At 57.4% G+C, this 22,231-nt stretch carries 17 protein-coding genes and 2 pseudogenes; 13 read left to right on the top strand and 6 right to left on the bottom strand.

Annotated elements, in window-relative coordinates; translation table 11 throughout:
• The first annotated feature begins 328 nt into the window (after positions 1-328).
• The 9 genes from IB265_RS15210 (at position 329) to IB265_RS15170 (ending at position 9,762) form a co-directional block, all read left to right on the top strand.
• The gene (locus IB265_RS15210; protein WP_192371090.1) at positions 329-1,438 is read left to right on the top strand and encodes a VOC family protein; all 1,110 of its coding nucleotides are present in this window, start codon (positions 329-331) and stop codon (positions 1,436-1,438) included.
• A gap of 41 nt (positions 1,439-1,479) precedes the next feature.
• On the top strand, positions 1,480-2,598 hold the full coding sequence (locus IB265_RS15205) for an iron-containing alcohol dehydrogenase (protein ID WP_192371091.1): 1,119 nt from the start codon (positions 1,480-1,482) through the stop codon (positions 2,596-2,598).
• Positions 2,599-3,999: an amidase gene (locus IB265_RS15200; protein ID WP_192371092.1), complete on the top strand. Its 1,401-nt coding sequence runs from the start codon at positions 2,599-2,601 to the stop codon at positions 3,997-3,999.
• Positions 4,000-4,011: 12 nt separating this feature from the next.
• Positions 4,012-4,440 carry a CBS domain-containing protein gene (locus IB265_RS15195; protein WP_192371093.1) on the top strand — a complete coding sequence of 143 codons (429 nt, stop codon included), beginning with the start codon at positions 4,012-4,014 and terminating at the stop codon, positions 4,438-4,440.
• A 97-nt stretch (positions 4,441-4,537) separates the two neighbouring features.
• Positions 4,538-5,158, top strand: a complete 621-nt coding sequence (locus IB265_RS15190; RefSeq protein WP_192371094.1) for a glutathione S-transferase family protein — start codon at positions 4,538-4,540, stop codon at positions 5,156-5,158.
• 483 nt (positions 5,159-5,641) lie between these two features.
• Positions 5,642-6,355 carry a nitroreductase gene (locus IB265_RS15185; RefSeq protein WP_192371095.1) on the top strand — a complete coding sequence of 238 codons (714 nt, stop codon included), beginning with the start codon at positions 5,642-5,644 and terminating at the stop codon, positions 6,353-6,355.
• Positions 6,356-6,459: 104 nt separating this feature from the next.
• The gene (locus IB265_RS15180; RefSeq protein ID WP_309140348.1) at positions 6,460-7,383 is read left to right on the top strand and encodes a LysR substrate-binding domain-containing protein; all 924 of its coding nucleotides are present in this window, start codon (positions 6,460-6,462) and stop codon (positions 7,381-7,383) included.
• Positions 7,384-7,797: 414 nt separating this feature from the next.
• Positions 7,798-8,637, top strand: coding sequence for a tryptophan 2,3-dioxygenase family protein (locus tag IB265_RS15175; RefSeq protein WP_192371096.1), 840 nt, complete (start codon positions 7,798-7,800; stop codon positions 8,635-8,637).
• A gap of 96 nt (positions 8,638-8,733) precedes the next feature.
• Positions 8,734-9,762 (top strand): glutathione S-transferase family protein, encoded by a 1,029-nt coding sequence (locus IB265_RS15170; RefSeq protein WP_192371097.1) that lies wholly within the window; start codon positions 8,734-8,736, stop codon positions 9,760-9,762.
• A 509-nt stretch (positions 9,763-10,271) separates the two neighbouring features.
• Here IB265_RS15170 and IB265_RS15165 read toward each other — a convergent pair.
• The 6 genes and pseudogenes from IB265_RS15165 to IB265_RS15140 form a co-directional block, all read right to left on the bottom strand.
• Positions 10,272-11,180: an MBL fold metallo-hydrolase gene (locus tag IB265_RS15165; RefSeq protein WP_192371098.1), complete on the bottom strand. Its 909-nt coding sequence runs from the start codon at positions 11,178-11,180 to the stop codon at positions 10,272-10,274.
• Between the two features lie 845 nt (positions 11,181-12,025).
• Positions 12,026-13,469: pseudogene (locus IB265_RS15160) on the bottom strand (catalase).
• Between the two features lie 188 nt (positions 13,470-13,657).
• Positions 13,658-14,308 carry a hypothetical protein gene (locus IB265_RS15155; protein ID WP_192371099.1) on the bottom strand — a complete coding sequence of 217 codons (651 nt, stop codon included), beginning with the start codon at positions 14,306-14,308 and terminating at the stop codon, positions 13,658-13,660.
• 240 nt (positions 14,309-14,548) lie between these two features.
• Entirely contained in the window at positions 14,549-15,079 is a 531-nt protein-coding gene (locus IB265_RS15150; protein ID WP_192371100.1) for a helix-turn-helix domain-containing protein, read from the bottom strand.
• 413 nt (positions 15,080-15,492) lie between these two features.
• Positions 15,493-16,047, bottom strand: coding sequence for a DoxX family protein (locus IB265_RS15145; RefSeq protein ID WP_192371101.1), 555 nt, complete (start codon positions 16,045-16,047; stop codon positions 15,493-15,495).
• Between the two features lie 127 nt (positions 16,048-16,174).
• A complete protein-coding gene (locus IB265_RS15140; RefSeq protein WP_192371102.1) occupies positions 16,175-16,831 on the bottom strand; it encodes an isochorismatase family protein in 657 nt (218 codons plus the stop codon).
• A 413-nt stretch (positions 16,832-17,244) separates the two neighbouring features.
• Here IB265_RS15140 and IB265_RS15135 point away from each other — a divergent pair, with 413 nt between their 5' ends.
• The 4 genes and pseudogenes from IB265_RS15135 to IB265_RS15125 all read left to right on the top strand — a co-directional run bounded on the left by IB265_RS15135 (position 17,245) and on the right by IB265_RS15125 (position 21,951).
• Positions 17,245-20,268, top strand: a complete 3,024-nt coding sequence (locus IB265_RS15135) for a PAS domain-containing protein (protein ID WP_192371103.1) — start codon at positions 17,245-17,247, stop codon at positions 20,266-20,268.
• A pseudogene (locus IB265_RS36755) lies at positions 20,265-20,897 on the top strand (response regulator transcription factor); the annotation flags it as partial. The gene IB265_RS15135 and the pseudogene IB265_RS36755, both read left to right, overlap by 4 nt.
• A 33-nt stretch (positions 20,898-20,930) precedes the next feature.
• Positions 20,931-21,287, top strand: coding sequence for a response regulator (locus IB265_RS36750; protein WP_309140355.1), 357 nt, complete (start codon positions 20,931-20,933; stop codon positions 21,285-21,287).
• The gene (locus IB265_RS15125) at positions 21,277-21,951 is read left to right on the top strand and encodes a response regulator transcription factor (protein ID WP_192371105.1); all 675 of its coding nucleotides are present in this window, start codon (positions 21,277-21,279) and stop codon (positions 21,949-21,951) included. The genes IB265_RS36750 and IB265_RS15125 overlap by 11 nt, the downstream gene beginning before the upstream one ends.
• Positions 21,952-22,231 lie beyond the last annotated feature (280 nt).

Here is a 22,231-nt window from a genome sequence, read left to right as displayed (position 1 = left end):
AATCGCCGCAGCGTTTGCGCAGAAATGGCCGAAGCGCGGCCAGCTCAAAAGCGGGTGAATGATGGAACGTGTGTCCAAGATTTTGGACGCTGACCTTCAATAGCCTGCAGGTGCGACGGAACCGCAGGGCTCGACCGTGTGACGACAAACCGTCCATGGATTTGGACGCTCCGTCTCTCGAGCAGCAGCTTCTCATCAGTCTGTGCCACGAACTAGCCTTCTGTCGATCGAGCTCACGCGGCCGATGCAGAATGATAAATCGCAAAGGTGGAACATGAACCAGATGGTAATAAGAGGCGTCAGCAGCCAAACCTTCGTCGCTTCGAACATGAAGCGCATCGAGGAATTCTACGGAAGGGTCTTGGGACTTCCCGTGGTGAAGAGAACCGTTCATCACCACGATGCCAGACTGCCGGTCGTTACCTTTGGTTTCCATCAGTACGGAGACGAGCACCGGAGGACCGAGACCATCACCTATATCGAATGGAATCCCATCTTCTACATGATGCCGGAGACGGGTTTCATCGAGCAGGACGCGACCCAGGACGGCGTCGCTAACCCGCGCGTTGGCGACCCGAAAGGGCGCTGGGGCGCAGGAACCAATCATCATCTAGCACTTCATGTCCCGAACCGCGACGGGTTGTTGAAATGGAAGCGCCGTCTTGCCGACCACGGCGTGATGGTGACCGGCCCTTACAATCGGCACTACTTCCACGCCATCTATCTGCGCGATCCCGACGGGGCGATCATCGAGATTGCGACCACCGAGCCCGGATTTGGGCATGACGAAGCAGTGCTCGGCTCCGGATACCGTCCGCAGCCGAAGGAGAACCTCATCGGCGGACGCGACGAACTTCAAGTCGCAGCGGAAACCTGGCCTCAACCGGTCCCTGACGTGACCGCGGACTTCGCGCTTCGGGGATTTCACCACATTACGTCGATTTCCAGCAACGCCGAGCGAACAGAGAATTTTTTCGTCGAAAAGGTGGGGTTGCGGCTGATCAAGAAGACCGATTATCTCGACGAGCGCGGCGGAACGCACTTCTACTACGCATGCGACGAGGATCTCTCGCCCGGTTCGGTTCTGACGTTCTTCGGCCTGCCAGAATACAAGCCGGGGCGGCTTGGCACGGGTCTCTCCCATCACTTCTCGCTCGAAGTAGAGAATGATGCCGCATTAGGCGAGGAGCATGCGAGATTCCGCCGGCTGGGCATTGAGGTGTCCACGATCCAGGATACCGTTTACGCGAAGCAGTTCCATTTCCGCGACCCGGACGGTCACATCTGCGCACTCTCAACGCCGAATCGCTTCACGGTCGATGAGGACCCCGCCAGCCTCGGCCAGAAGCTCTGCCTCCCGGAAACCTTGGAAAAGGACCGCCGAACCATCGAGCGCAATTTGGCGTATCGGCCGGCCCCTGTGCCCGTGCTTCGTTGAGATTGGCCTCACGGCCCCACCAAGCTGGAGCAATTTCAGAGATGGAAAAGATTGAATTTCTTCCGCAAGACAATGTCATCTGGGGCCGTGGGATTCTCGCTGATGCTTTAGCTCGGCTCGGCCAATCCGGCATCGAGAAGCCCATCGTCTTCACAGTCGATCCGCTTGACGCGCTTAGAAGGTCCTTCGTGGTCCCCAACCTGCCAGATAACGTGGGGACCTTTTTGGATCTTCCTCCCCATGTTCCCGATTTCGCGGTGAGCCAGGGACTAGGCGCCTGCGAAGCCAGCGGTGCGAAGTCGATTGTCGCAGTAGGTGGTGGCTCGGTTCTCGACGCTGCCAAGGCTGTTTCACATTTCCACCATACCAAGCATGGGACGTATCTCCCCATTGCGGCGTTGCCTACTACGTTGTCGGGCTCCGAGTTTTCGCACTATTTCGGGATCACCGAGACAGCCAGCGAGACAAAGTTCAAGCGTAGCTATGCTGTCAAGGCCACGGTGCCTAGAGTCGTGATAGTGGACCCCGAACTGATCAGAGGGACGCCGAGGGCGCTTCTGCTTTCATCCGCAATAAAGGGCATTGACCATGCCGTGGAAGGGATGCGGCTGATTGGGTCAGATCATCCGCACGCAATATTGGCGGCCAGCGGCGTCCGCCGGTTTCTTGGCGTTCTGAGTCGATGGCCAGCGAACGTCGAAACGGAAGAGGCGCTCCAGCGACACCAAGTCGATCTGAACGACCTCCTCCAGCTCCAGCTCGCGGCCTGGCAGTGCTACTTCTTCCCCGCTTCGGTGATATATGGCCTGAGCCACCGCATAGGTCACATATTGGGTGGCACCTACGGAGTTCCCCACAGCGTGACGTCGTGCGTCACCCTTGCGCCGGTGATACGTGCGTGCTCGGCATTTTACGGCGAGAAGCTCTGCATATTCAATGATGCGGTCTCCGGGATAGACGCTGCTTCGAAGCTTTCGGCAGACATCGAAGACGTTGTCACGCGCCTCGGCCTTCCCGCCCGTCTACGAGATCTAAATTTCGATCGTAACAAGCTGTTGTCGGTGGCCTCGCTCCTGGCCGAGAACTATCCGCGGGAGGTCGCGGATCTCGGGGAGGGGGCCGCGCAGAGGCTTACGGACTTGCTGGAAAGGCTCTGGTAAATGCTCACGCGCACACAAGCAGACCGAGGCAGATCGTCGATCGGGAGACTGCTGACTGAACTCGCCGGCGGCGGCATATCTCCCTTGGACGTCATCGACGACGCGATATGCTATGCCCGCAATTGCCAAGCGGAAGTCAATGCGTTTGCGGAGATAGACGAGGGCGGCGCGCGCCTTGCGGCGTCCGACGCCGAACGCCGCTACCGTGAGCGCCGAGCTCGTCCGCTTGAGGGGATCGCCATCGCCGTCAAGGATATGATCGATACCGGTGGCCTTTCGACAAGATATGGCTCCATCGTCCATGTGGACCATGTGCCCAGAAACGACGCCGAGGTAGTTCGAGTACTAAAAGAAAATGGTGCTATCGTCGTCGGAAAAACGACGACTCATGAGTTCGCCTGGGGTGTTACGACGTCGAGCAGGGCTTTCGGCGACACGCTCAACCCCCATGACCATAATCGAATACCAGGCGGATCGAGTGGCGGTATGGCGGCCGCTGTGGCCTACGGCGCGGTCCGCGCGGGGTTGGGAACCGATACCGGAGGATCGGTAAGAATTCCGGCCGCTCTATGTGGCGTGGTCGGGTTCAAGCCAACCTACGGACGTTTGCCGCTGGCGGGGGTGTTCCCCCTGGCGATCTCGCTCGACCACGTCGGGGTCTTGGGCCAGGCCGTTGACGATGTAGCCCGCGTTTGCAGGCCGCTTGGGATCGACAGCGAGGCCGGCGCTTCACCGCGAAGGAAGCGCATCGGAGTGTTTCGGCAGATCGGCAAGGTTCCGCTCGCCTCTCGAGTGGCTGAATCCTTTGACGCGGCATGCGCGAACTTGCGATCGAAGCATGACGCGGTTGAATTGGACGGAGCAGGCCTCTTCGACGAATGCTTCGCATCATTCGCGGGAATAGTGCTTTCCGAGGGCGGCGCCGAGCATTTTCGCCGACATGATCTCGCATTCATCACAAAGAATTACGAACAGGAAACCGCGTCCCGCCTCAAGCTCGCCGCCTCGGTGGAGCTGTCCCAATACGCGAACTGCCAGGAGAGCCGGCGTCGGTTCACAGGGGATATCGAACGGGTCATCGCGGACTTTGATGTCTTGATCACGCCCACATGCCCCTGCGTCGCTCCCCGCATTGGAGCGGAAGAAGTCATCATCGGTCAATGGAAGGGGTCAATCCGAGAGGCTCTCATGACTTACACAGCGCCCTTCAACCTCGCGGGGCTTCCGGCCATTTCGCTTCCCATACAGGTTTGCGGGAATGACGGTCTGCCGGTCGGCCTGCAGATCGTAGCGAAGCGTGGCTGCGACGAGGACCTTCTGGTAGCCGCGACCGAGATTGAAGGCCTTGTAACGTCGGCCCTGCGACTGTCGCCGGGGAGCGGCTCAAAGGTAGGTTCGTAGAGGAAAAAGGATATGTCAGTACAAGGAATTCTGAAAGAGAAGGGATGCGTGGTCGTCACCGCGCCGCCTAAGGCTACGGTGGCGGACGCCTGCCGTGTCCTTCACGATAATCACATTGGGGCAATCGTCGTGGTCGACGAACGGAATACCATCAAAGGCATTTTCACGGAACGGGACGTCGTGTCTGTCATCGCAAGGAACGGCTCGCAGGCGTTGACCGCGGATCTCCAGCAGGTGATGTGGAAAAACGTCTACTGCTGCACCATGGAGACGAGCATCAACGGCTTGATGGAGACGATGAATCGCCACAAGGCGCGTCACCTGCCGGTGCAGGACAACGGTCGCCTTGCTGGCATCGTCTCGATCGGAGACGTTTTGCGTCATCACATCAGAGCGATCGAATACGAAGCGGAGTACATTCGCTCGTACATCGCAGGTTGATGAACGTAGCTGGGATAAAGCGTTGTTCTGATTGCCAAACCGCAAAGCGCGAGTCTAAGGTGGGAGTCGTTCATCAAAATCGGTGAGGGGCCAGCCTATGCTTAAACTCTATGATAGCCGCTTTTCAGGCAATTCATGGAAGATAAGGATTTTGCTGAACCAATTGCGGAAGCCGTTCGAACGACACACTCTCGATCTGGAATCGGGAGAAACCAAAACCGACGAGTTCTACAAGCTCAATCGCTTCAGTCGGATCCCCGTTCTTCAGCTAGATGATGGACGTACGATCGTCGAGTCCGCTGCAATTCTGTTGTACCTGGCGGAAGGAACGGCACTCTTGCCCCCAGATCCATATACACGATCCCAGATCGTCGGATGGATGTTCTTTGAGCAGGGAGACCTGCAGCGTTCGATACCATTGGCGCGCGTGTATCATATCCGCGGCATCGCCGACAAAATGTCCCAGCAGATCGAACGGCTTCATGCCGACGGGTATATCGGGCTCGAGAAGCTGGATCGCTGGCTCGCCAGGAATGATTGGCTGGTTGGTGACGAATACACAGTCGCCGATCTTGCCCTCTTCCCGTACGTCTCACTAGCGCACGAGGGGAAATTCGACATGGGTCGTTTTCCCCACATCCATTTGTGGCTCGATCAAGTGAGATCCCAACCCGGCTTCTTGGGGATTTTCGAAAAAAGTCAGTACCAAGTCGCTTAGCACCACGCGAGGTCTCGACGCGAGTACACGGCAGACCCACCTGTTTCGCACCCGAGCAGGACCAGGGCGAGCACGGCGAATACCTGCCTGTCGGTCACTTCACTCCCTTCTGGCCGGGTCGGTGGCTGAAGAAATTCGCCCCACGAGGTCGTTTCTTAGCGAGGCGGCTGCATTCGACCGGAAGATCGCGACTACGAATCGGCTCGGCCCCAACGAAAATTCGGGAGCGCATCGAGCCGGCGTTTGTCGACGTCAGCACCATGATTGCTGGGAGCCATGACGCGTGTCCCGTCTACAGAGCCTGTACGAAATGTCGATTTTTTCCATGGAGAGGTCGGGCAGAAACAAAGCCTCCAGCACTGCTATGAAGAACGATCGAGATCGTTCGATTCTTTCGGACCATGCGTACAAGCGGACAAACTTCTAAAAACGAGGAGACGGAATAGTCTTCTTTCAGCTCAGAAAAACGAAAGGGGAGCTGTCATGCATGCTAACGCGAAATGGGAAGAAAGTGCTGTCGTCAGGTCGGCGGTCGTCGACCAGGTCATGACTGAAAGAAGGGCCAAGAGAGGCTTTCTGAAGGACCCCGTTTCTCTCGACACCGTCTGCGACATCCTCAATGCGGCGCGTTACGCGCCCAGTTCAAGTAACACCCAGCCTTGGAAGTGCCATGTTCTCACTGGGGATGCCCGCGACCGCATCACCACCAAGGCGGTGGATATCTTCCGCGCTGGTCCCGACAAGCTCGCCCCTGAATACCCCTTCTTTCCGCAGCCGCTTCCTGACCCGTTCATCTCTCGCTTCAATCTTTTTCGCGGGCAGCTCGGCGATGCAGTCGGCGTCCTGAGAAGCGACAAGTACGGAAGGCTGAAGGATGTGGAACGGCAATTCCGCTTCTTCGAGGCGCCGGTCGGCATGATCTTTACGATGGATCGCAAGCTCGAGTGGGCTAGTTTCATTTGCTATGGCTGCTTTTTGCAGAATCTGATGCTTGCCGCGAGGGCTCGCGGGCTGGATACCTGCGCGCAGCAGATCTGGTCCCTACAGCACAACATGTTGCGCGAGGAACTGGGTTTCGCAGATAGCGATATGGTGGTCGCAGGCCTCTCCCTGGGCTACGCGGACAACAGCTTGGCCGAGAACAACATGACCAATCACAAGCTCGGCATCGAAGAGTTCGTTACCTTCGTGAGTTGAGCCCTGGGATCTTGACCGCTCTCGTATAGGACGTGGATAGTGAAAGCCATCACGCTCCCGTGATGGCTTTCATGCGCTTCCGCTCTCTCGGCTCTGGATGGTAGGTGTCGGTGCTCGAACTCAAAGACGTTTATTTCTTCGTTCAGGTCGTCGACCGGGGTGGTTTCACGTCGGCAGGCGAGAGCTTGAGAGTTCCGAAATCGACGCTGAGCCACAGAGTGCGCGAATTGGAACGCTCGCTGGGCGTACGTCTCATAAATCGGACGTCAAGACAGTTTGGCATGACTGACGTAGGTGCCGAATTTTATCAGTATGCACTGCAGATGTTGCATAGTGCAGACTTGGCGGAGGAGTTCGTCCGGCAACGGCTTAACGAACCCAGTGGGACGATCAGGATCACGACAGCCGTAGAGATTGCGCAGTTTGCGCTACGGGACCTTATTCCTATATTCCTGAACAAATATCCGAAGGTAAAAATTGTCGAGATCGCCACCGACCGACTTGTCGACATGGTGGCGGAGGGTTTTGACTTGGCGTTGCGCGGGCATGTTGCGTCACTCCAGAACTCAACGCTGGTTCAGCGCGGCATTGCGAGCGTGCCGTGGTACCTCTTCGCCAGTCCGCGGTACCTTAGGACCGCAGGCGAAATCACTGATCCGTCTTGCTTGAGCGAGCACTCGACACTGGCGATGGATCGCCACGGTGCAGAGACGTGGAAACTGAAGGGGCCGAGCGGTCAGGAGGCCGAGGTACCGATCGATCCGAGATTTCTCAGCAACAACATGATCGCGCTGAAAGAGGCGGCTTGTGCGAATCTGGGCGTGGCAGCGCTTCCGGGATACATGTGTCGTGAAGAGATTGCGGCGGGCAGGCTGCGCCAGATATTGCCCGGCTGGATGGCTGCCGACGCGCGCATGAGCGCCTTGATCCCTTACCGAAACGGGCTGCTCCCCGCAGTACGGTCGCTCGTAGACTTTCTGGCCGCAGAGATCCCCAAGGTGACCGCCTTCACTCCGAGAACCGAATAGGCCGGCTGCCGGTCACTCACCCGGGACATGTGTTCGGTTTCCGTCCCCGAGCACGTTTCCAAGCAAGCGTTTCGAGCGCAACGGCGCCGGCCCAAAGCTCTTTCAATGAAGCTCGCCCAGAGAGCCCGGTGCTCCAGCTTTGCCCGGTCACATGCCATGGCAGGCGTCACCGACCGGGACTGCTGTTCCGGATGTCCCCTGCTGGCCGCACGCAGGAGTTCGGACTTTTGTTCAATGTAGACGTGTCACTCGGAGACGCGATTCCACACGAAAGTCCGAATAGCCGAAGTGCATACATCGTCCAACCTTTTGGACGCAGAGTCGAAGAACACCCGCCTGTCCGAGTACCAGGATTGCTCTTACGCTCCCTGCCGACCGGATCAAAAGACCGGCGCCAATAACGAGGATGGAACGATGAATGAGAACGTTATGAACCACCAGGCGGTCGGCGATGGCCACACTCCTTACAGCAGATACGTTCAGACGGAGGTACTCCACACGCTCCAAGATCTCGTAAGCGATAGTCCGGCTGAGCCGGCGTTTCTGGCGAACGTCCAGATCAGCGAGATCTATTGGGCGTTGATCACCCGTGAGCTTCTCACGGCCCAGGCCGAACTGCGCAGAGACAACGTTCCGGCGACCAATCGCGTACTTCGCCGCATCGTTAGCCACATGGAGGCCTTCAATGCCAACTGGCGCTCGCTTTCCTGGTTGACCCCCGCCGAGTTGATGCCGATTCTCAAGGGCCTCAGCGCGAAACATGGGAAGGATACGGCTCTCCAGGGTTGGACGTTCCGCGAAATGGTCTTCCTGTTGGGGGTGAAGGACAGGCCCTCGCTCGAACACTTCGAGCCCCAGCCGCATCGCCACAAGCAACTCACCGAGCGTCTTAATTCGCCTAGCCTCTACGACGACATTCTCGCAGCATTGGCCCGTGACGGCAAACCGGTCCCTTCCCAATATCTGACACCGAACTACGCAGCGGCTTACGTTCCCAGCAAAGACATTGAGGAAATATGGGCTGACATCTATCGCAAGGACGATCCGGCGGACGCTTGGCGGACACTTGCCGAGTTGCTGGCGGACATCGCGGTCGAGTTCACCAACTGGAAATATCTGCATCTGATGGCTACTCGGCGCAGCTTCGGTTCGCGTCCGGCCTACCATGGCGTCGACGCGATCCAGTGGCTGCTTCCGACCATGGAAGAGATCCCGTTCCCGGAAGTTTGGACGGCGCGCGGGATGGTTGTCTGACTGGGCTGAGGCCGCCGACGGAGACTGGTCGATATCGCTATGACCGGCAGGACTCAGCCTCTTAGCCTGTCCGGTTGGAACTCGGAGAGCGTGAGAATGGACAGACGCAAATTGGAAGTAATGATCGAACTGGCTCAGAGAGGCATCGTGGAGAAATCACGGGTCGGAATCATTCGGAATCCGGACTGTGACCACAAAGGCAGGTTCGTCCTGTTTCATGCTGCGATGTCGTTCTGCTCACAGAAGGTGCGGGCGACTCTGACCCAACGAGGGACAGCTTACAAGTCGAACGAAATGCTCATCCTCGGTCACAGGTTGCCCGATGGCGTTTTAGTTCCCGCGGAGAACTACTCCCCTGATTATGTACGCCTGAGGCTGCAGGGGAGGGAAGCCATGAAGGTCCCGTTGGTCAAAGCCTATTCCGGCATTTCCTCGGTCACCGCCGCAGGATTGGACCCGTGCGCGGTCCCCACGCTTGTCGACCTGGATACGGGAGAAGTTATCGTCGACTCTTTGCGCATATGCTTCCACATAGACTCCGTTCTACCAGGATCGGATCGGCTTACTCCGGTCGATCCCGCCCAGCTACAAAATATGCAGAAGCAGCTCAACGCAGTCGACCTAACCCCGCATCCTGGTCTCCTCTACGGCTTCCATCCCGAAGATGACAGACGGCCCGAACCTATCAAACAGGCAATGTCATCTGTCTACGAAGAAAAGATCGAGGCATTGAACTCGTTGATCATCGCAAATGAAGAAGACTGGGAGCTCGCGGCTGCTTATCGGGCGAAGATCGCGAAGGAAGCCGGCGGGAGTCATCTCCGCCGCGATCGTCGCTTTCAGTTGATGCTTCGGGACACCACCCGCAACATCCTGCTCCGCTTAGACGCTGATCTACGTCAAAACCACTACGATTGGCTTTGCGCACCTGAATTGACGCTCGCGGACCTGTTCTGGGCGGTTAGCCTGGTCCGTTTGAAGTATTTGGGACTTGCGAAACTTTGGAGCGATCTGCCGACGGTTGATGCATATCTCGAGCGCCTCCTCGATCTGCCGTCGATTCAGTCCGAAGTGCTCGCTTCGACCATATCGTCTATGCCACGGTCAGAATATCTGGCCGCCTGAAGTCTCGATCTCTTGATCGTCGCGATCGCTGACCAAGGCGACCTGACCCGCAATCGCGATACGCTCTTCGTGCCCAGCATGGAAGCAGTGCGGCTCGATACCTCGACGATAGCGCGCAGCCGACCCGGTTGCACGCAACCGGCTGCGGCCTGCGCGGCGGCCAACGAACACCCCTCGAAGCGGCACCCGCCGCGGACGGTTAGCAGAATTTCTGAGCGAACATCCCTGCAACTTCGTCCGCTCGGAAATGTGAGCAGGCTGCTTTAAGCCGCCTGCTCTACTATTTCGTGCTCACCAAATGCTTCGTGGAGAGTGTGAAAGCGACTTGTTCTAAGATCGTTCACCTAATCAGCGATTCCCCGCCGCATTGCGGTTGTTCCGCCGCCTTGGGTCCGAAGACATTGGAGATTTCGTCCTTGCCGTGGTGTTCGAGGCAGGAAATTCAGTGGGCGGAAAGCCGTGGGCCGACTTTCCGCAGAATTGCCGTAGGGCGCCCTAAGCCATCAAGCCTAGTAATCCCAGAAGACCGGCACCCAACGGAAAGCGTCGCCGTCAACCGCCACCCGGCCTACAGACGGAAATGGTAGATGGGTGGCCACAAGTTGTTCGCCCGTTGCCGCCAACTCGGTCAAAAGGCGAACGCGAACGCGGGCAGCCTCCTCCGGGTCATGTTCAAAGCCGTTATACCAGTCGGGGTGGTCGAAGCCGACCGCAAATACGGCGTCACCCGCAAACGTCAGACGGTCGCCGTTCGATGCTACGCGAACGACGCTGTGGCCGGGCGTATGGCCGCCGGTGCGCTGTACCACGACCCCCGGGGCGACTTCATGTTCATCATCGAATAGATGAAGGTAATCGCGGTACTCTTTTGCGAACCTCTTGGCGGTCGCCCGAAGCGCGTCAGGGAACCCCGCTGGCATGGCGACCTGGGAGAAATCGGGTGATTCCCAGAATTTAACTTCGGAGGCCGCCACGTGGATTCGAAGATCGGGGCGCAGCCGTTCCTTCACCCCTTCGACGAGCAGCCCACCGATGTGATCCATGTGCATATGGGTAAGCACAACATCCGTCACGGAGGAAAGATCGATGCCGGCCGCCTCGAGCCGCCTGACCAACTGCCCGGCTCTCGGCAAGTTCAGGTCCGGGTCCAATCCCAGCCCGGCGTCGATGAGGATGGTCTGCTCGCCGCTGCGAACCAAGACCACATTCAGTGACCAGTCGAAGGCTTCTTGCGGCAGAAACATATCGTTCAGCCAGGCGGTCCGATCGGAGGGGGCTGCATTGTGCCCCAACATTTTGGTGGGAAGCGGTAATACCCCATCGCTGATGACGATCACGTCGATCTCGCCGATCCGGACAGCATAGCGCGACGGAACCATCTCTTCGGGTTTATCCTGTTTTGTGTTTTCCAAGCTCATCTTTGTGTCCTGTTTACCAGCTATAGGGGGGATTGATGCTATCTACGAGCCCGTGCACCTTGATTGCGTGCGCGATAGGCGTCGCATACGAGAATGCCCGGACGATAGATTGAGGTGCGCAGGTAGTCGACCCAAACAAAAGGATGTCTAGCCAAGGTTCTTGGGGCATGTGGAGCCGATTGGGCGTGGTCCGACTGATGGCAAGAGTGTCGCAGAAACTGGTCAGCGGGCACTTCCAAGATCGAAAGCGACGCGGGCCTTTGCGTACAGCGTGAACGTCGCGCTACCGCGGACCTCGTTTACATCTGAATTTAGTCTTCACGGAGATCGATTCAAAATTTCGAGTGCTTCAGCCAGACCGGCGGATCAAACTCTGGGAAGCCGAGCCTTTCCACTCTTCTCGGTGCAAAGCCCCTTCGATCGCTTGTTTTCCGAGCACGTCCTGTGCCTCGAGCGGCACCGGCGTCAAACCAGTGTACCGTCCTTCGTGTCTGCATTTACTCCGCAGGGGCGCTGCGCGTCATCCCTCAAGTCCTGGACGCCCCGCAATGCGCTGCATGCGACGATGTCGGTCGCAATGTGTATACTCGTTCTCAGATACGGCACTTTCGGTTGGATGGTAAATCCGGGCAGCACATAAATGATCCGCTACGGCGCATTCTCGTTCAGCTCAAGTGTAAACCCTCACAACAAGCTTGCCTCTTCGATTAGAAGACGGGCGCCGACGGCGCCCGTGCCCTTTTTCGAGCGGTATGGAGCTAACTAACTGGAGCGGTCAAGCAGCGGTGGCCGCCAACAGATTGACGCACTGATCTCCGCCTCGCGCTCCCGATACTCGAGGTCGATCAGCACTGCAGACCCAGAGCGGACGCGACGCCCGCCCCATATGCCGGATCCGCCTTCGTGCAGTGTGCGACGTGACGCTCTTTGATGTGAAGGGAAACGCCCGCCATTGCACGTGCCGTATTGTCGAACAGGGTCTGTTGCTGTTCAGTAGACATCATGCGGAACAGGTTGCCGGGCTGCTCATAGTGATCGTCGTCGACACGATGATCCCAATGCGCGCCGGCACCATCGAGCCGCAAGGGTGGCTCATGGAAATCAGGCTGTTCGTCCCATTCGCCTTTACCGTTTGGAACGTACGAAAGAGTGCCTCCGTGGTTGCCGTCGATCCGCATCGCACCGTCGCGATGGAAGCTATGGACTGGGCAGCGCGGAGTGTTGACCGGGATCTGATGATGGTTGACCCCCAATCGATAACGCGCGGCGTCGCCATAAGAGAATAGGCGAGCTTGAAGCATGCGATCCGGTGAGAAACCGATGCCTGGGACGATTGTCGAGGGCGCGAAGGATGATTGCTCAACTTCCGCAAACACGTTGTCCGGATTGCGGTTAAGCTCCATCACGCCGACCTCGATCAGGGGAAACTCGCCATGGGGCCAGACCTTGGTCAAATCGAAAGGATTGACCCTGTGGGAGAGTGCCTGCTCCTCTGTCATCACTTGGATCAACATTGTCCATCGCGGGTAGTCTTCGCGCTCGATACTTTCGTACAGATCGCGGTGGTGGCTCTCACGATCGCGGCCAATCAGGGACGAGGCATCCGAGTCCGTAAGGTTTCTGATCCCCTGCTGCGTCTTGAACGTGAACTTGACCCAATGGCGTTCATTGTCGGCGTTGATCATGCTGTAGGTGTGACTGCCGAAGCCATGCATATGGCGGAAAGTAGCTGGGATACCGCGTTCACTCATCACAATCGTGACCTGGTGCAGCGCCTCCGGTAGCAAAGTCCAAAAGTCCCAATTGCTCTCCGCACTTCGCAGGCCCGTCCGAGGGTCTCGCTTGACAGCATGGTTGAGATCGGGGAACCGCAGCGGATCGCGAAAGAAGAAGACCGGGGTATTGTTGCCGACGAGGTCCCAGTTTCCCTGCTCGGTATAGAACTTCAGTGCAAATCCACGGATGGTCGCGCTCTGCGTCTGCGGCTCCGCGCTCGCCAGCGACGCTGGAGAAGCGGACGAACATTGGGGTCTTCTTTCCGACTTCAGAAAAAAGACTTGCCTTGGTGAAGCGGGTAATATCGTGGGTGGTCGTAAAGGTGCCATAGGCCCCCGCCCCCTTAGCATGCATCCGCCGCTCCGGGATAACTTCGCGATCGAAATGCGCCAGCTTTTCAATCAACCAGATATCCTGCAACAGTGCAGGTCCGCGAGGCCCCGCCGTCTCGATGTTGAAATTGTCCGGCACCGGAGCTCCGGTAGCCGTGGTAAGCTTTCTCTTCTCATCCATGAGCATTCAATCCATGACAATCGATTTTAGGATCAGTGTTTCGCGCCCGGTCGCCGGCGCATGAAGCTAAGAACAAAACGAGGCGGGCACCCGGATGATTGTGCGCTTTCGCAACGAGTGGATACCTATTCGTTGGTTTGCCCCCATCATCGGGTGAGGGGGGCGAAAGCGGCTCCTGTGCCACCATCCTATAGGCTGCCCCGCTGCTGTCTGGCCCCGAAACCAGCTCTCCACCATTTGCTCCACAATGGGGACCAGCGGCGTTCGGACTTTGCAGTCGCCGTATTCAGATTCGCATCTGCAGCTGCCACGGTCGATGATTGACCATTGTTGTCCGTCCATTCGAAGAACTGGGAACCAGTTCGGTGGTCATGGACAAGCAAGGCCTGATCGACTTGGAGTGCGAATTCAGCGTGGACTGGATCGGTAAAGCCGATGAAAAGCATTCTCTGTCGCACGGGAGCGCCGCCGATCGATATTATGTCCGCATCCACAAGGCCGATGGTCGCGTCCCAATGCGCGTTCATGAGTGGACTGCGGTCGAATGTGAGGACGAGGTCGGAGTATGCGTAGATCTCCGGCAACCGGAAGAAGTTCTCTATCTCCTCCCGGCCGACAGTGCCGTCATCGGGGTTGAGCGCCTCGCTGTGAACCGGGCCAATGCGGTATTCACTTACCAAGGAACGCTGCTGAAGTCGATCCGTGCTCCGGTACGCATATCCGTTACGGCAGATCGCAACCTTTATGGTTGCGCGCTCGAACAGTGCAGGTTTGTCTCGAACCTGGTCAATGGTCGTCTTGAGATTTCTGACATAGTGGGTGTAGGGAGTTATCGTCATGGGACTTGCCCGATCAAGGTTGTGTGGCGAGCGAGCACCGTTGGCCGTATGTTTCGCAGGATGCTCGTCGGGATATGATAGCTTTTCCAGCTGCGTATATTAGCTATACGCACGTTTGGCTCGGAGATTCCCGCTCACGGCCACGGGCCGATTAGGGCGCTTATCTTCCTACGGTAGGATGCAACCAGTTCGGTTTGGCTCTATGTGGCCACAGTCGCTCAACATGGCTACCAGCCGAAGTTAACAGCCGAAGCGAGAGCATTTGCGGCGCCAAGCGCGCGGTGTTTCACCAGTTTGGTGGCGGAAGCTGCGCGAAAAATGGGACTGGTCGGATAGACCGCAAGCGAGGGCAATCAGTGCGAGAGGCTCGTCCGTTTCCATCAGCAGGCGTTTGGCGTGCTCGATCCGCATCTCCAGTACGTAAGCATGGGGGGAGGTGTCGAAAGTTTGGCGGAAGACCTTCGAAAAGTGACTGACGCTTAGACGACACAGGTTGGCGAGATCTTCGCAGCGAATAGTCGTGTCAATATTCTCTCTTACATGGTCAACCACCCGTTTGACTTGCCAACGGGCCATCCGGCTATCCGCCAATTTTCGGTGGCTTACGTCAGGGGCGCGAAGCATTGCGCGCGCACGATCAAGGCAGCTGCGGACTGCGTCGGGGTCGCCGATATGCTTATCCGCCTCGTCGAGCAGCTGTACGATGCCCAGCGCCAAGATATCGGGGAACTGATGGACTTGGGCTGGAGTGTTTGCTTCGTAGGAAGACAACAGTTGGCTCCCCTTTCTTTCAGTGTGAGGAGGCCCAAGGCTTCCATCGGGGAATAGCGGGGGGGGGAGGTGTAGGACTGGACAGAGATGCCGCGGGAGGGTCGCCAGTCGCTGGGGAGCGGCCATCCCAACGCTCCAAAGAGCTTTGGATCCCCCTTGTTGAGGCCGCCCTGGCGGGCGGCCTCAATCGACCTTGATCCAGACCTCGGCGAGGGGAACCGCCGAAGCGAGCTTGGGCCCGGTTGTTTGGAACAGTGTTGCGAGCCCAGATCTTACCGATAGCGACCGCGACGCCTGAGGACGAGATATACATAGGTGTAGGAGCCTAAATGGCGTTTCGGTTGCGTGTCAGCCGGTCTGTCCTCGTTGCGTGAGGCAGAACGTCATTCCTCGGCAGCGAACCCAAAAGGGATTTAGTTGTCGTTGGATGTTAGGCGACGAAGCTGGCTAGTGTGCCCAACACGCCTCTGTTCAAATCGGGCCGCATACGTCAGGGCGTCCAACGCATCAATTGCGGGACAGCGCCTTGCTTTGGAAAGGGCGGAAGCTTCGGTCAGGCCGAACATTGCGTCTAAGGAATATTTGCCTGGCCCCGTAGCGCAGAGAAGCAACAGACCTCCGATGAGACCAACGTCTTTGTAAAAATGGATGAAGTTAGTTGCAGCCTCTGTCCCCTCAAACCGCCAATATGGGTGGCCGATGAGCGCGGCCATCAAGCTGAAGAGGGCTAGTGTAAGGGCCACCGGTCGCGTAGCGACACCGAGGATCAACCCTACTGACAAGTATTCGATGCAAATCGCCACGATCGCTGCGACAGTGGGCACCGGCACGCCGACTTGCGTCATGTAAGCCACTGTTGCGGAGAAACTGAAGGCCTTGCTGCCGCCTGAAATCAAAAACAGAAATACGAACACAATGCGGGCAACTAAGATCAATTCGTTGGAGAATTTCGTGCTGACCTTGTCCATAACTGTCTCCGTCGTCGTATCGTTGTACGATTGAGGACCCGCGGCATGAATTGGTCTGCCACAGGTCTTTGAGTTTGGTTTCGGGTTATTCCCCGAAGCTCTAGGGGACGCAGGTTTTCACGCGCCCCTAATCCTGCCGAGCGGCGTCCTGAGCTCGTTGAAAGCTCTCCATAACTGCTTTGTAGTTTGGTGCTACGAGACCGTATATCTCAGCGATTTTCACAGCGTCGGGTCGCTTCCACGTGCGGTGAAGCTCTGAAACCACCGCATTCGTGCTTGTCGGCACCACACCTGCTTGGGCAAACCGCGCGAGGGTTGTTCGCGAGACCATTTCGCTGGGATCGCCAGAGGCGTCCATGACGGCGTAGACTTTGAAGCCGGCAGCATGCGCATCGAGTGCGGGAAACATCACGCATACGCTTGTCCAGACGCCAGCCATGATGAGCGTCTTCTTACCGGTTTGCCTGACGGTCTCCACGAACTGCTCATTGTCCCAGGCATTCACCTCGCCCTGACGAGGCACGTAGATCGCGCTCGGCGCGGCTTCTGCTAGTTCCGACATCAGGGGGCCATTGGGGCCATCGGGAACAGATGCGGTTGTAATAATCGGTATATCCAAGAGGGTAGCGATCCTTGCCAGGGCAACTACCTTAGCGCGAAGTTCATCGACGGAAATGTCCTTCACGGTCTGAAAGAGACCGGTTTGATGATCAAGCAGCAGCAACGCCGCGTCGGATTTATTCAAAAGAGCCGTACCGCCGCCGGTGGAAAGAATGTGTTCCATATTTTAAGTCCGTCTTTTTCCTAGTTTCACGCATAGGCGAGCAACTTGATCGCCGTTAGATTGCGTCGGGCCGTCCTCAAGGGGAATCTCGTTCGCGAACCGACGCTCACGTGGACATTATGTCCTCTCGGCGAAGGGCCGGCATCTAAACAGAAGTTCACGTATACTTTAGGTGGGGCAGTCTGAGCGCATGCAAGGTGCTATCAACAACCGTCTTCTTGGCAGCGGGTTAATACCAGGCATCCGCTTCCTGGATGCGAACACTATCCCGAGGTATAGGTTAGAGTTCGCCTCTCGTTGGCATAGATAGCCGTCGGATGTGGCGGGCAAGCAGTTGGAAACGCTTAGGCGTCCAAAACCGATGACAGGGCTAGAGCGCTGACAAGGCTTTCCTCATCCCGCAGGAGAAGGCAATGACGAAGGCGTTCAAATTACCGGGAAAAATAGAGCCCGAACTGTTGCATGCGGTGCGTATCATTGAGCGCATTGTCGGGAACGCTTGGGCCACCAATGCCAACGGCGACTTCCTATGCGTAAAAGGTGCATTGCTGTCGCGACTCGCAAGTGCTCTTGAGGGATTTGATCCGGAGGCCAAGAGCGGACCGCTAGGATGGAAGCAGATCATCCATCCGGACGATTATGATCGGTTCATCGCCGAGTGGTGCCAGTGCGTCGAGCACGGGCGGCATTTCGAAGGTGAATACCGCATGTTGAGGGCAAGCGGAGCCTATGGATGGAGTCGGAGTTCGGCGGAACCTATCCAGGACAACAGGGGGCGTACCCTGGGTTGGTATGGTGCGGTGATCGACTGCGACACGACGGCCGCAACGCTTTATTCGGGAGACTCCGTTGTCAGCACCGAGGAGGTTGGCAGGAACGAGCCGTCGAATGCGCTACGCAGCATACATCCAGACGATCTTTCGGCCGCCACCCACGCTGCCGCCCGCGCATTCTGGACCGGAGTTCCCCAAGTCACACGACATCGGCAGTTGCAGGGCGATGGTAGCTACAGATGGGCAGAGACCCGCTCGGAACCTGGCTATAGCGTTAGCGTCCCGATTGACGATCTGGTGATTGACAATAAGCCGCACGCAAGGTCAGCCGACGATCTCCTTCGCAGCTACGGAGCCGAACTGGTTCTTGGGTTGAAAGCGGTTGAGAGCATATTTGGCAACGGTTGGGCGTTCGACGCGAGCGGGAGATGGATATATTTGCATTCCTTCGCCCAAAGTTCCCTTGGCGTAACGCCCGAGATGCTCAACACTTCCGTGGACGAAGGATACTGCGCCTGGAAACGGTTACTCCATCCTGACGACTACGAACGTGTCGCCGCGACCTGGCAACTTTGCTTGAATAGCGGGGACGATTTCAACGTCGAGTTCCGGTTCCGTCGCGCGAGCGGAGCTTATGTCTGGGCCAGAACTGCTGCGCGGGCGGCGCGCGACAGCAATCACCAAATTACCGGATGGTTTGGTATCGCGCTCGATATCGACGTGTACAAAAAGACCGTGGAGGCATTGCGCGGGCGAGAGCGCGAGCTCTCACAGCTTATCGATATGGTGCCAGTCCAGATCAGGCGCCTGACGCCCGACGGACAGCCGACCTTCTTTAATAAGCGTCTCCTCGACTTCTTTGGGATGAGCGATATCCGCCAGCTCGATGAGGCCGGAGTCAGCCGATTGGAGGCGGCAATGCAGAAACTCATCCATCCCGCGGATGCCGGACATCTCCTCGACACTGTTCGTCATGCGATGGTGACGGGGTCACCATACTTCATGAAGTACCGTATCCGTCGCGCGGACGGTGATTTCCGCTGGGTTGATGGCCGTGGAGAACCGCTGATCGGAGAAGACGGGGACATCGCGCATTGGTACGTGATCTCCATCGACATTGACGACGAGATGCGGACCCAGGAAGCTCTTCGTGAAAGGGAGCGCGAGCTGTCGCAACTCGTTGACATGGTACCTAGTTTGCTTTGGCGCCTCGACCAACACGGCGTACCGACGTTCTTCAACAAACGTCTGGTCAGCTTCCTCGGTTTGGATGAACCTGGTGCGGGCGAACTGGATACGGCTCGGCTGACTGAGAGTCTAAATGCGGCGGTTCACCCCGAAGACGCTTCCAGTCTCGCGGCGGCGCTCCGCTACTCAGTCGCAAGCGGTGAGCGTTTCTCCAAGAGGTTCCGACTGCGCCGTGCCGATGGCGCTTATCGCTGGGTCGAAGGCACCGCAGAGCCGCTGCGCGATGATGACGGTCAGATACTGCAGTGGTATGGCCTGACCCACGACATCGACGACCAGCTACGAGTAGAGGAAGCGCTACGCGAACGTGAACGTTCTCTCCGGCAACTCGTCGAGACGCTGCCGGCGATGATCGACTGCGCCGCCCCGGACGGTGAACCAGTATACCGAAGCGAACAGCTTCGCGAGTTTTTGGGTTACAACCCGGAAGAGTTGGGTGGGGCTGGCAAGTCTCGTCTCGATGCGACGCTCGAAGCCGGGGTTCATCCCGATGATCTCGTGGATGTTAGAGAGAGATATGCTAACTCTCTGAAAACGGGCGAGCCCTTCGCGCGCAAGCACCGTCTCCGTCGCGCTGACGGTGAATACCGATGGGTCGAAACCCGTGCCACCGCAATGCGAAATTCGGACGGTCAGATCGTTCAATGGAACATGATATGCCTCGACATCGACGGAGAGGTACGGATGCAAGAGGAACTGCGGCTATCGCAAGAAAAACTGGCCCGTGCAACCCAGGCAGCAAGCTTAGCAGAGCTCTCCGCGTCGATCGCTCACGAGGTAAACCAACCTCTTGCTGCGATAGTCGCAAACTCGAACGCCTGTCACAGATGGCTGTCCGTCGTCCCGCCGAACCTTGAACGAGCGAAGATCACTGCGGAACGGATTATTCGCGACGCAAACTCAGCGGCTGAAGTCGTCAGCCGAATCCGCGCCCTTTTCAAGCAGCCCGTCGAGGTGAGAACCGACACCGATTTTTCGGCTCTCATCGCCGAAGCGCGGAATCTCATCGCAGAAGAGGCGCTTCGCCGCCGGGTTCGTATCGACGTCCACATCGATCGCGAGCTTCCAAACGTCGAAGTTGACCCGATTCACATACAGCAGGTCCTCGTCAACCTCATCCGAAACGGTATGGATGCTATGGAAACAGTCGCCGGTGAGCGTGTCGTCGCAGTGAGGGCTAGCCGGGTGAGCGATACCGTTCGGACTGAAATCAGTGACCGAGGGACTGGAGTAAAATACCCAGACAGGATCTTCGAATCTTTTTTCACGACGAAGACAAACGGGATGGGAATGGGCCTTGCTATCTGCCGTTCCATTATCGATGCCCACGGTGGACGACTATGGGCGCAGAATAACGAGCCTACAGGCGCGACATTCGTCTTCACTCTTCCTCTCAAAACGGAATCGGCGGGATGATAAGCGAGCAGCCGATAGTCTACGTCGTCGACGACGATACGCGAATTCGAGAAGCGCTTTGCGAGCTCCTTGCCGCTCACGGTATGCGGGCGATGGCGTTTGCGTCTCTGCGAGAGTATATCAATTCCGACAAGCCTGACGCCCCGGCTTGCATGGTACTCGACATTGAATTGTCGGACGCAAAAGCGCTGGGGCTACAGTGTGAAACGATGGATGGACTTCATCCCCCCATCGTCTTTCTGTCCGGCCGTGCAAATGTCAGTTTGTCATCGCGGGCAACGCCGTACGGTGCGGTCCATTTCCTTACGAAGCCTTTCAATGACCGCGACTTGATGAACGCTATACGCGCTGGCATCTCAGAACACCGAAAAAAGCGGGTGGGATGTCCGGAGGTGGAGGCGTTGAAGCGACGCTATCTGCGGCTCACGCAGCGTGAGCGCGAGGTGTTTGACATCCTAATTAGTGGCCTTTCGAGCAAGCAGGGGGCCCAGCTGCTGGGAAATAGCGAGGTCACGTTCGCTAACCACATGCGAAAAGTAATGCAAAAAATGGAAGCGTCATCAATCGCCAACCTGATACAAACCGCAGAGCGTCTCGAGATTCCTTATGCTCACTCCCGCAGACCGGGACTGCACGCCAGTGGACCTCTCCAAAAGGGGGTTGTGGCTGTTGTTGACAATGATCAACGGTTGCTTGAATCGCTGCAGGACCTCCTCGAGTCAGAAGGATACGCGGTACGTACATTTCCATCAGCAGAGCGTCTTCTTGCAAATGGCGTATTCGCGCTGGACCTTTTGATAACGGACATCAGCATGCCGCAGATGGATGGCGTCACTCTCCGCGACGTCGTGTACAAGCTGCGTCCAGAGCTTCCGGTATTTCTCATGAGCGGCCGCCATGAATACAGTGCGCAAGGTATACCTAACTGTTTCCGCAAACCTTTTGACGCCAAGGCGTTGTTGGCCGCGATCGACCGGGCGCTCAACGTCGGAGTAGTGGAGGTTCGCTATGAAGAATGAGCAGCCAACGCAGACCCCACCTTCGACGAACACCCGAAGCCCGGACCCGATCGTCGTCATCGTCGACGATGAAGCTTCCGTGCGAGACGCGCTCGCCGAGTTAATTGAACTTGCTGGTCTTCGATGCGCTACTTTCGAATCAACCAAGCAATTGCTCGATTCCGAGACTTTGCACAGTCCCGGTTGTTTGATTTTAGACGTTCGAATGCCGGGCTCCAGTGGCCTGGATCTGCAGCAGTATCTCGCGCAGACTGGAAACACTAAGCCCATTATTTTCTTGACGGGACACGGCGACATCCCGATGAGCGTTCAGGCGATGAAAGCTGGGGCTGTCGACTTTCTGACGAAGCCTGTGCGAGATCAGACGCTCTTAGATGCCGTTACAAAGGCTCTCTCCCTGGATGCAATGAGGCGGGAAGATGCGGCCGTAATCAAAGGAATTGTTCAGAGGCATGAGACGCTCACCCCTCGGGAACGTGAAGTTCTCCAAGGTGTGACCGATGGGAAGCTCAACAAACAGATAGCGTTTGAGCTCGGCATTCGGGAGGTCACCGTAAAGCTTCACCGCGGCAATGTGATGAAGAAAATGGAGGTCGGATCCGTCAGTGAACTCGTGAGAATTTGCGACAGACTTCCAACCGCCGCTCGCCAGGAATCCAAATGAACGTGGCTTGCGCCAGCCCCCCTCGCGGCGACAGCATCTGTAATCCTGGGGAAGCGATCGGTCCGCAATTATGGGGAGGCCGTTCGCGTCCTGCTTAAATGCGGGGGGGGGGAAGGTGCTCACGGCTGGCACGTGCAAGGCATTCTTCTTTTTTAAAGACGTTTCCGGCGACGTTATGTTCTACTGCCGCCGCCTCTGCTTTGCTGGATCCACAGAGCCGGGCACGGCGCTGGAGAGGCATGGAACCCGGGCCTACCGTGGGCATTGCGACCCCGTCTGG

The organism is Ensifer sp. ENS10, from assembly GCF_014852025.1.
GTDB lineage: Bacteria > Pseudomonadota > Alphaproteobacteria > Rhizobiales > Rhizobiaceae > Ensifer.
Note: the sequence above shows the minus strand (reverse complement) of the source record. Positions and strands in the feature narration are given on the sequence as shown.

Coding starts and splice junctions, on each gene's coding strand:
- IB265_RS15135 (WP_192371103.1), top strand. CDS start 17,245: ATGACGAAGGCGTTCAAATTACCGGGAAAAATAGAGCCCGAACTGTTG.
- IB265_RS15205 (WP_192371091.1), top strand. CDS start 1,480: ATGGAAAAGATTGAATTTCTTCCGCAAGACAATGTCATCTGGGGCCGT.
- IB265_RS15210 (WP_192371090.1), top strand. CDS start 329: ATGAAGCGCATCGAGGAATTCTACGGAAGGGTCTTGGGACTTCCCGTG.
- IB265_RS15200 (WP_192371092.1), top strand. CDS start 2,599: ATGCTCACGCGCACACAAGCAGACCGAGGCAGATCGTCGATCGGGAGA.
- IB265_RS15125 (WP_192371105.1), top strand. CDS start 21,277: ATGAAGAATGAGCAGCCAACGCAGACCCCACCTTCGACGAACACCCGA.
- IB265_RS15165 (WP_192371098.1), bottom strand. CDS start 11,180: ATGAGCTTGGAAAACACAAAACAGGATAAACCCGAAGAGATGGTTCCG.
- IB265_RS15185 (WP_192371095.1), top strand. CDS start 5,642: ATGCATGCTAACGCGAAATGGGAAGAAAGTGCTGTCGTCAGGTCGGCG.
- IB265_RS15145 (WP_192371101.1), bottom strand. CDS start 16,047: ATGGACAAGGTCAGCACGAAATTCTCCAACGAATTGATCTTAGTTGCC.
- IB265_RS15140 (WP_192371102.1), bottom strand. CDS start 16,831: ATGGAACACATTCTTTCCACCGGCGGCGGTACGGCTCTTTTGAATAAA.
- IB265_RS15170 (WP_192371097.1), top strand. CDS start 8,734: ATGGACAGACGCAAATTGGAAGTAATGATCGAACTGGCTCAGAGAGGC.
- IB265_RS15175 (WP_192371096.1), top strand. CDS start 7,798: ATGAATGAGAACGTTATGAACCACCAGGCGGTCGGCGATGGCCACACT.
- IB265_RS15155 (WP_192371099.1), bottom strand. CDS start 14,308: ATGACGATAACTCCCTACACCCACTATGTCAGAAATCTCAAGACGACC.
- IB265_RS15195 (WP_192371093.1), top strand. CDS start 4,012: ATGTCAGTACAAGGAATTCTGAAAGAGAAGGGATGCGTGGTCGTCACC.
- IB265_RS15190 (WP_192371094.1), top strand. CDS start 4,538: ATGCTTAAACTCTATGATAGCCGCTTTTCAGGCAATTCATGGAAGATA.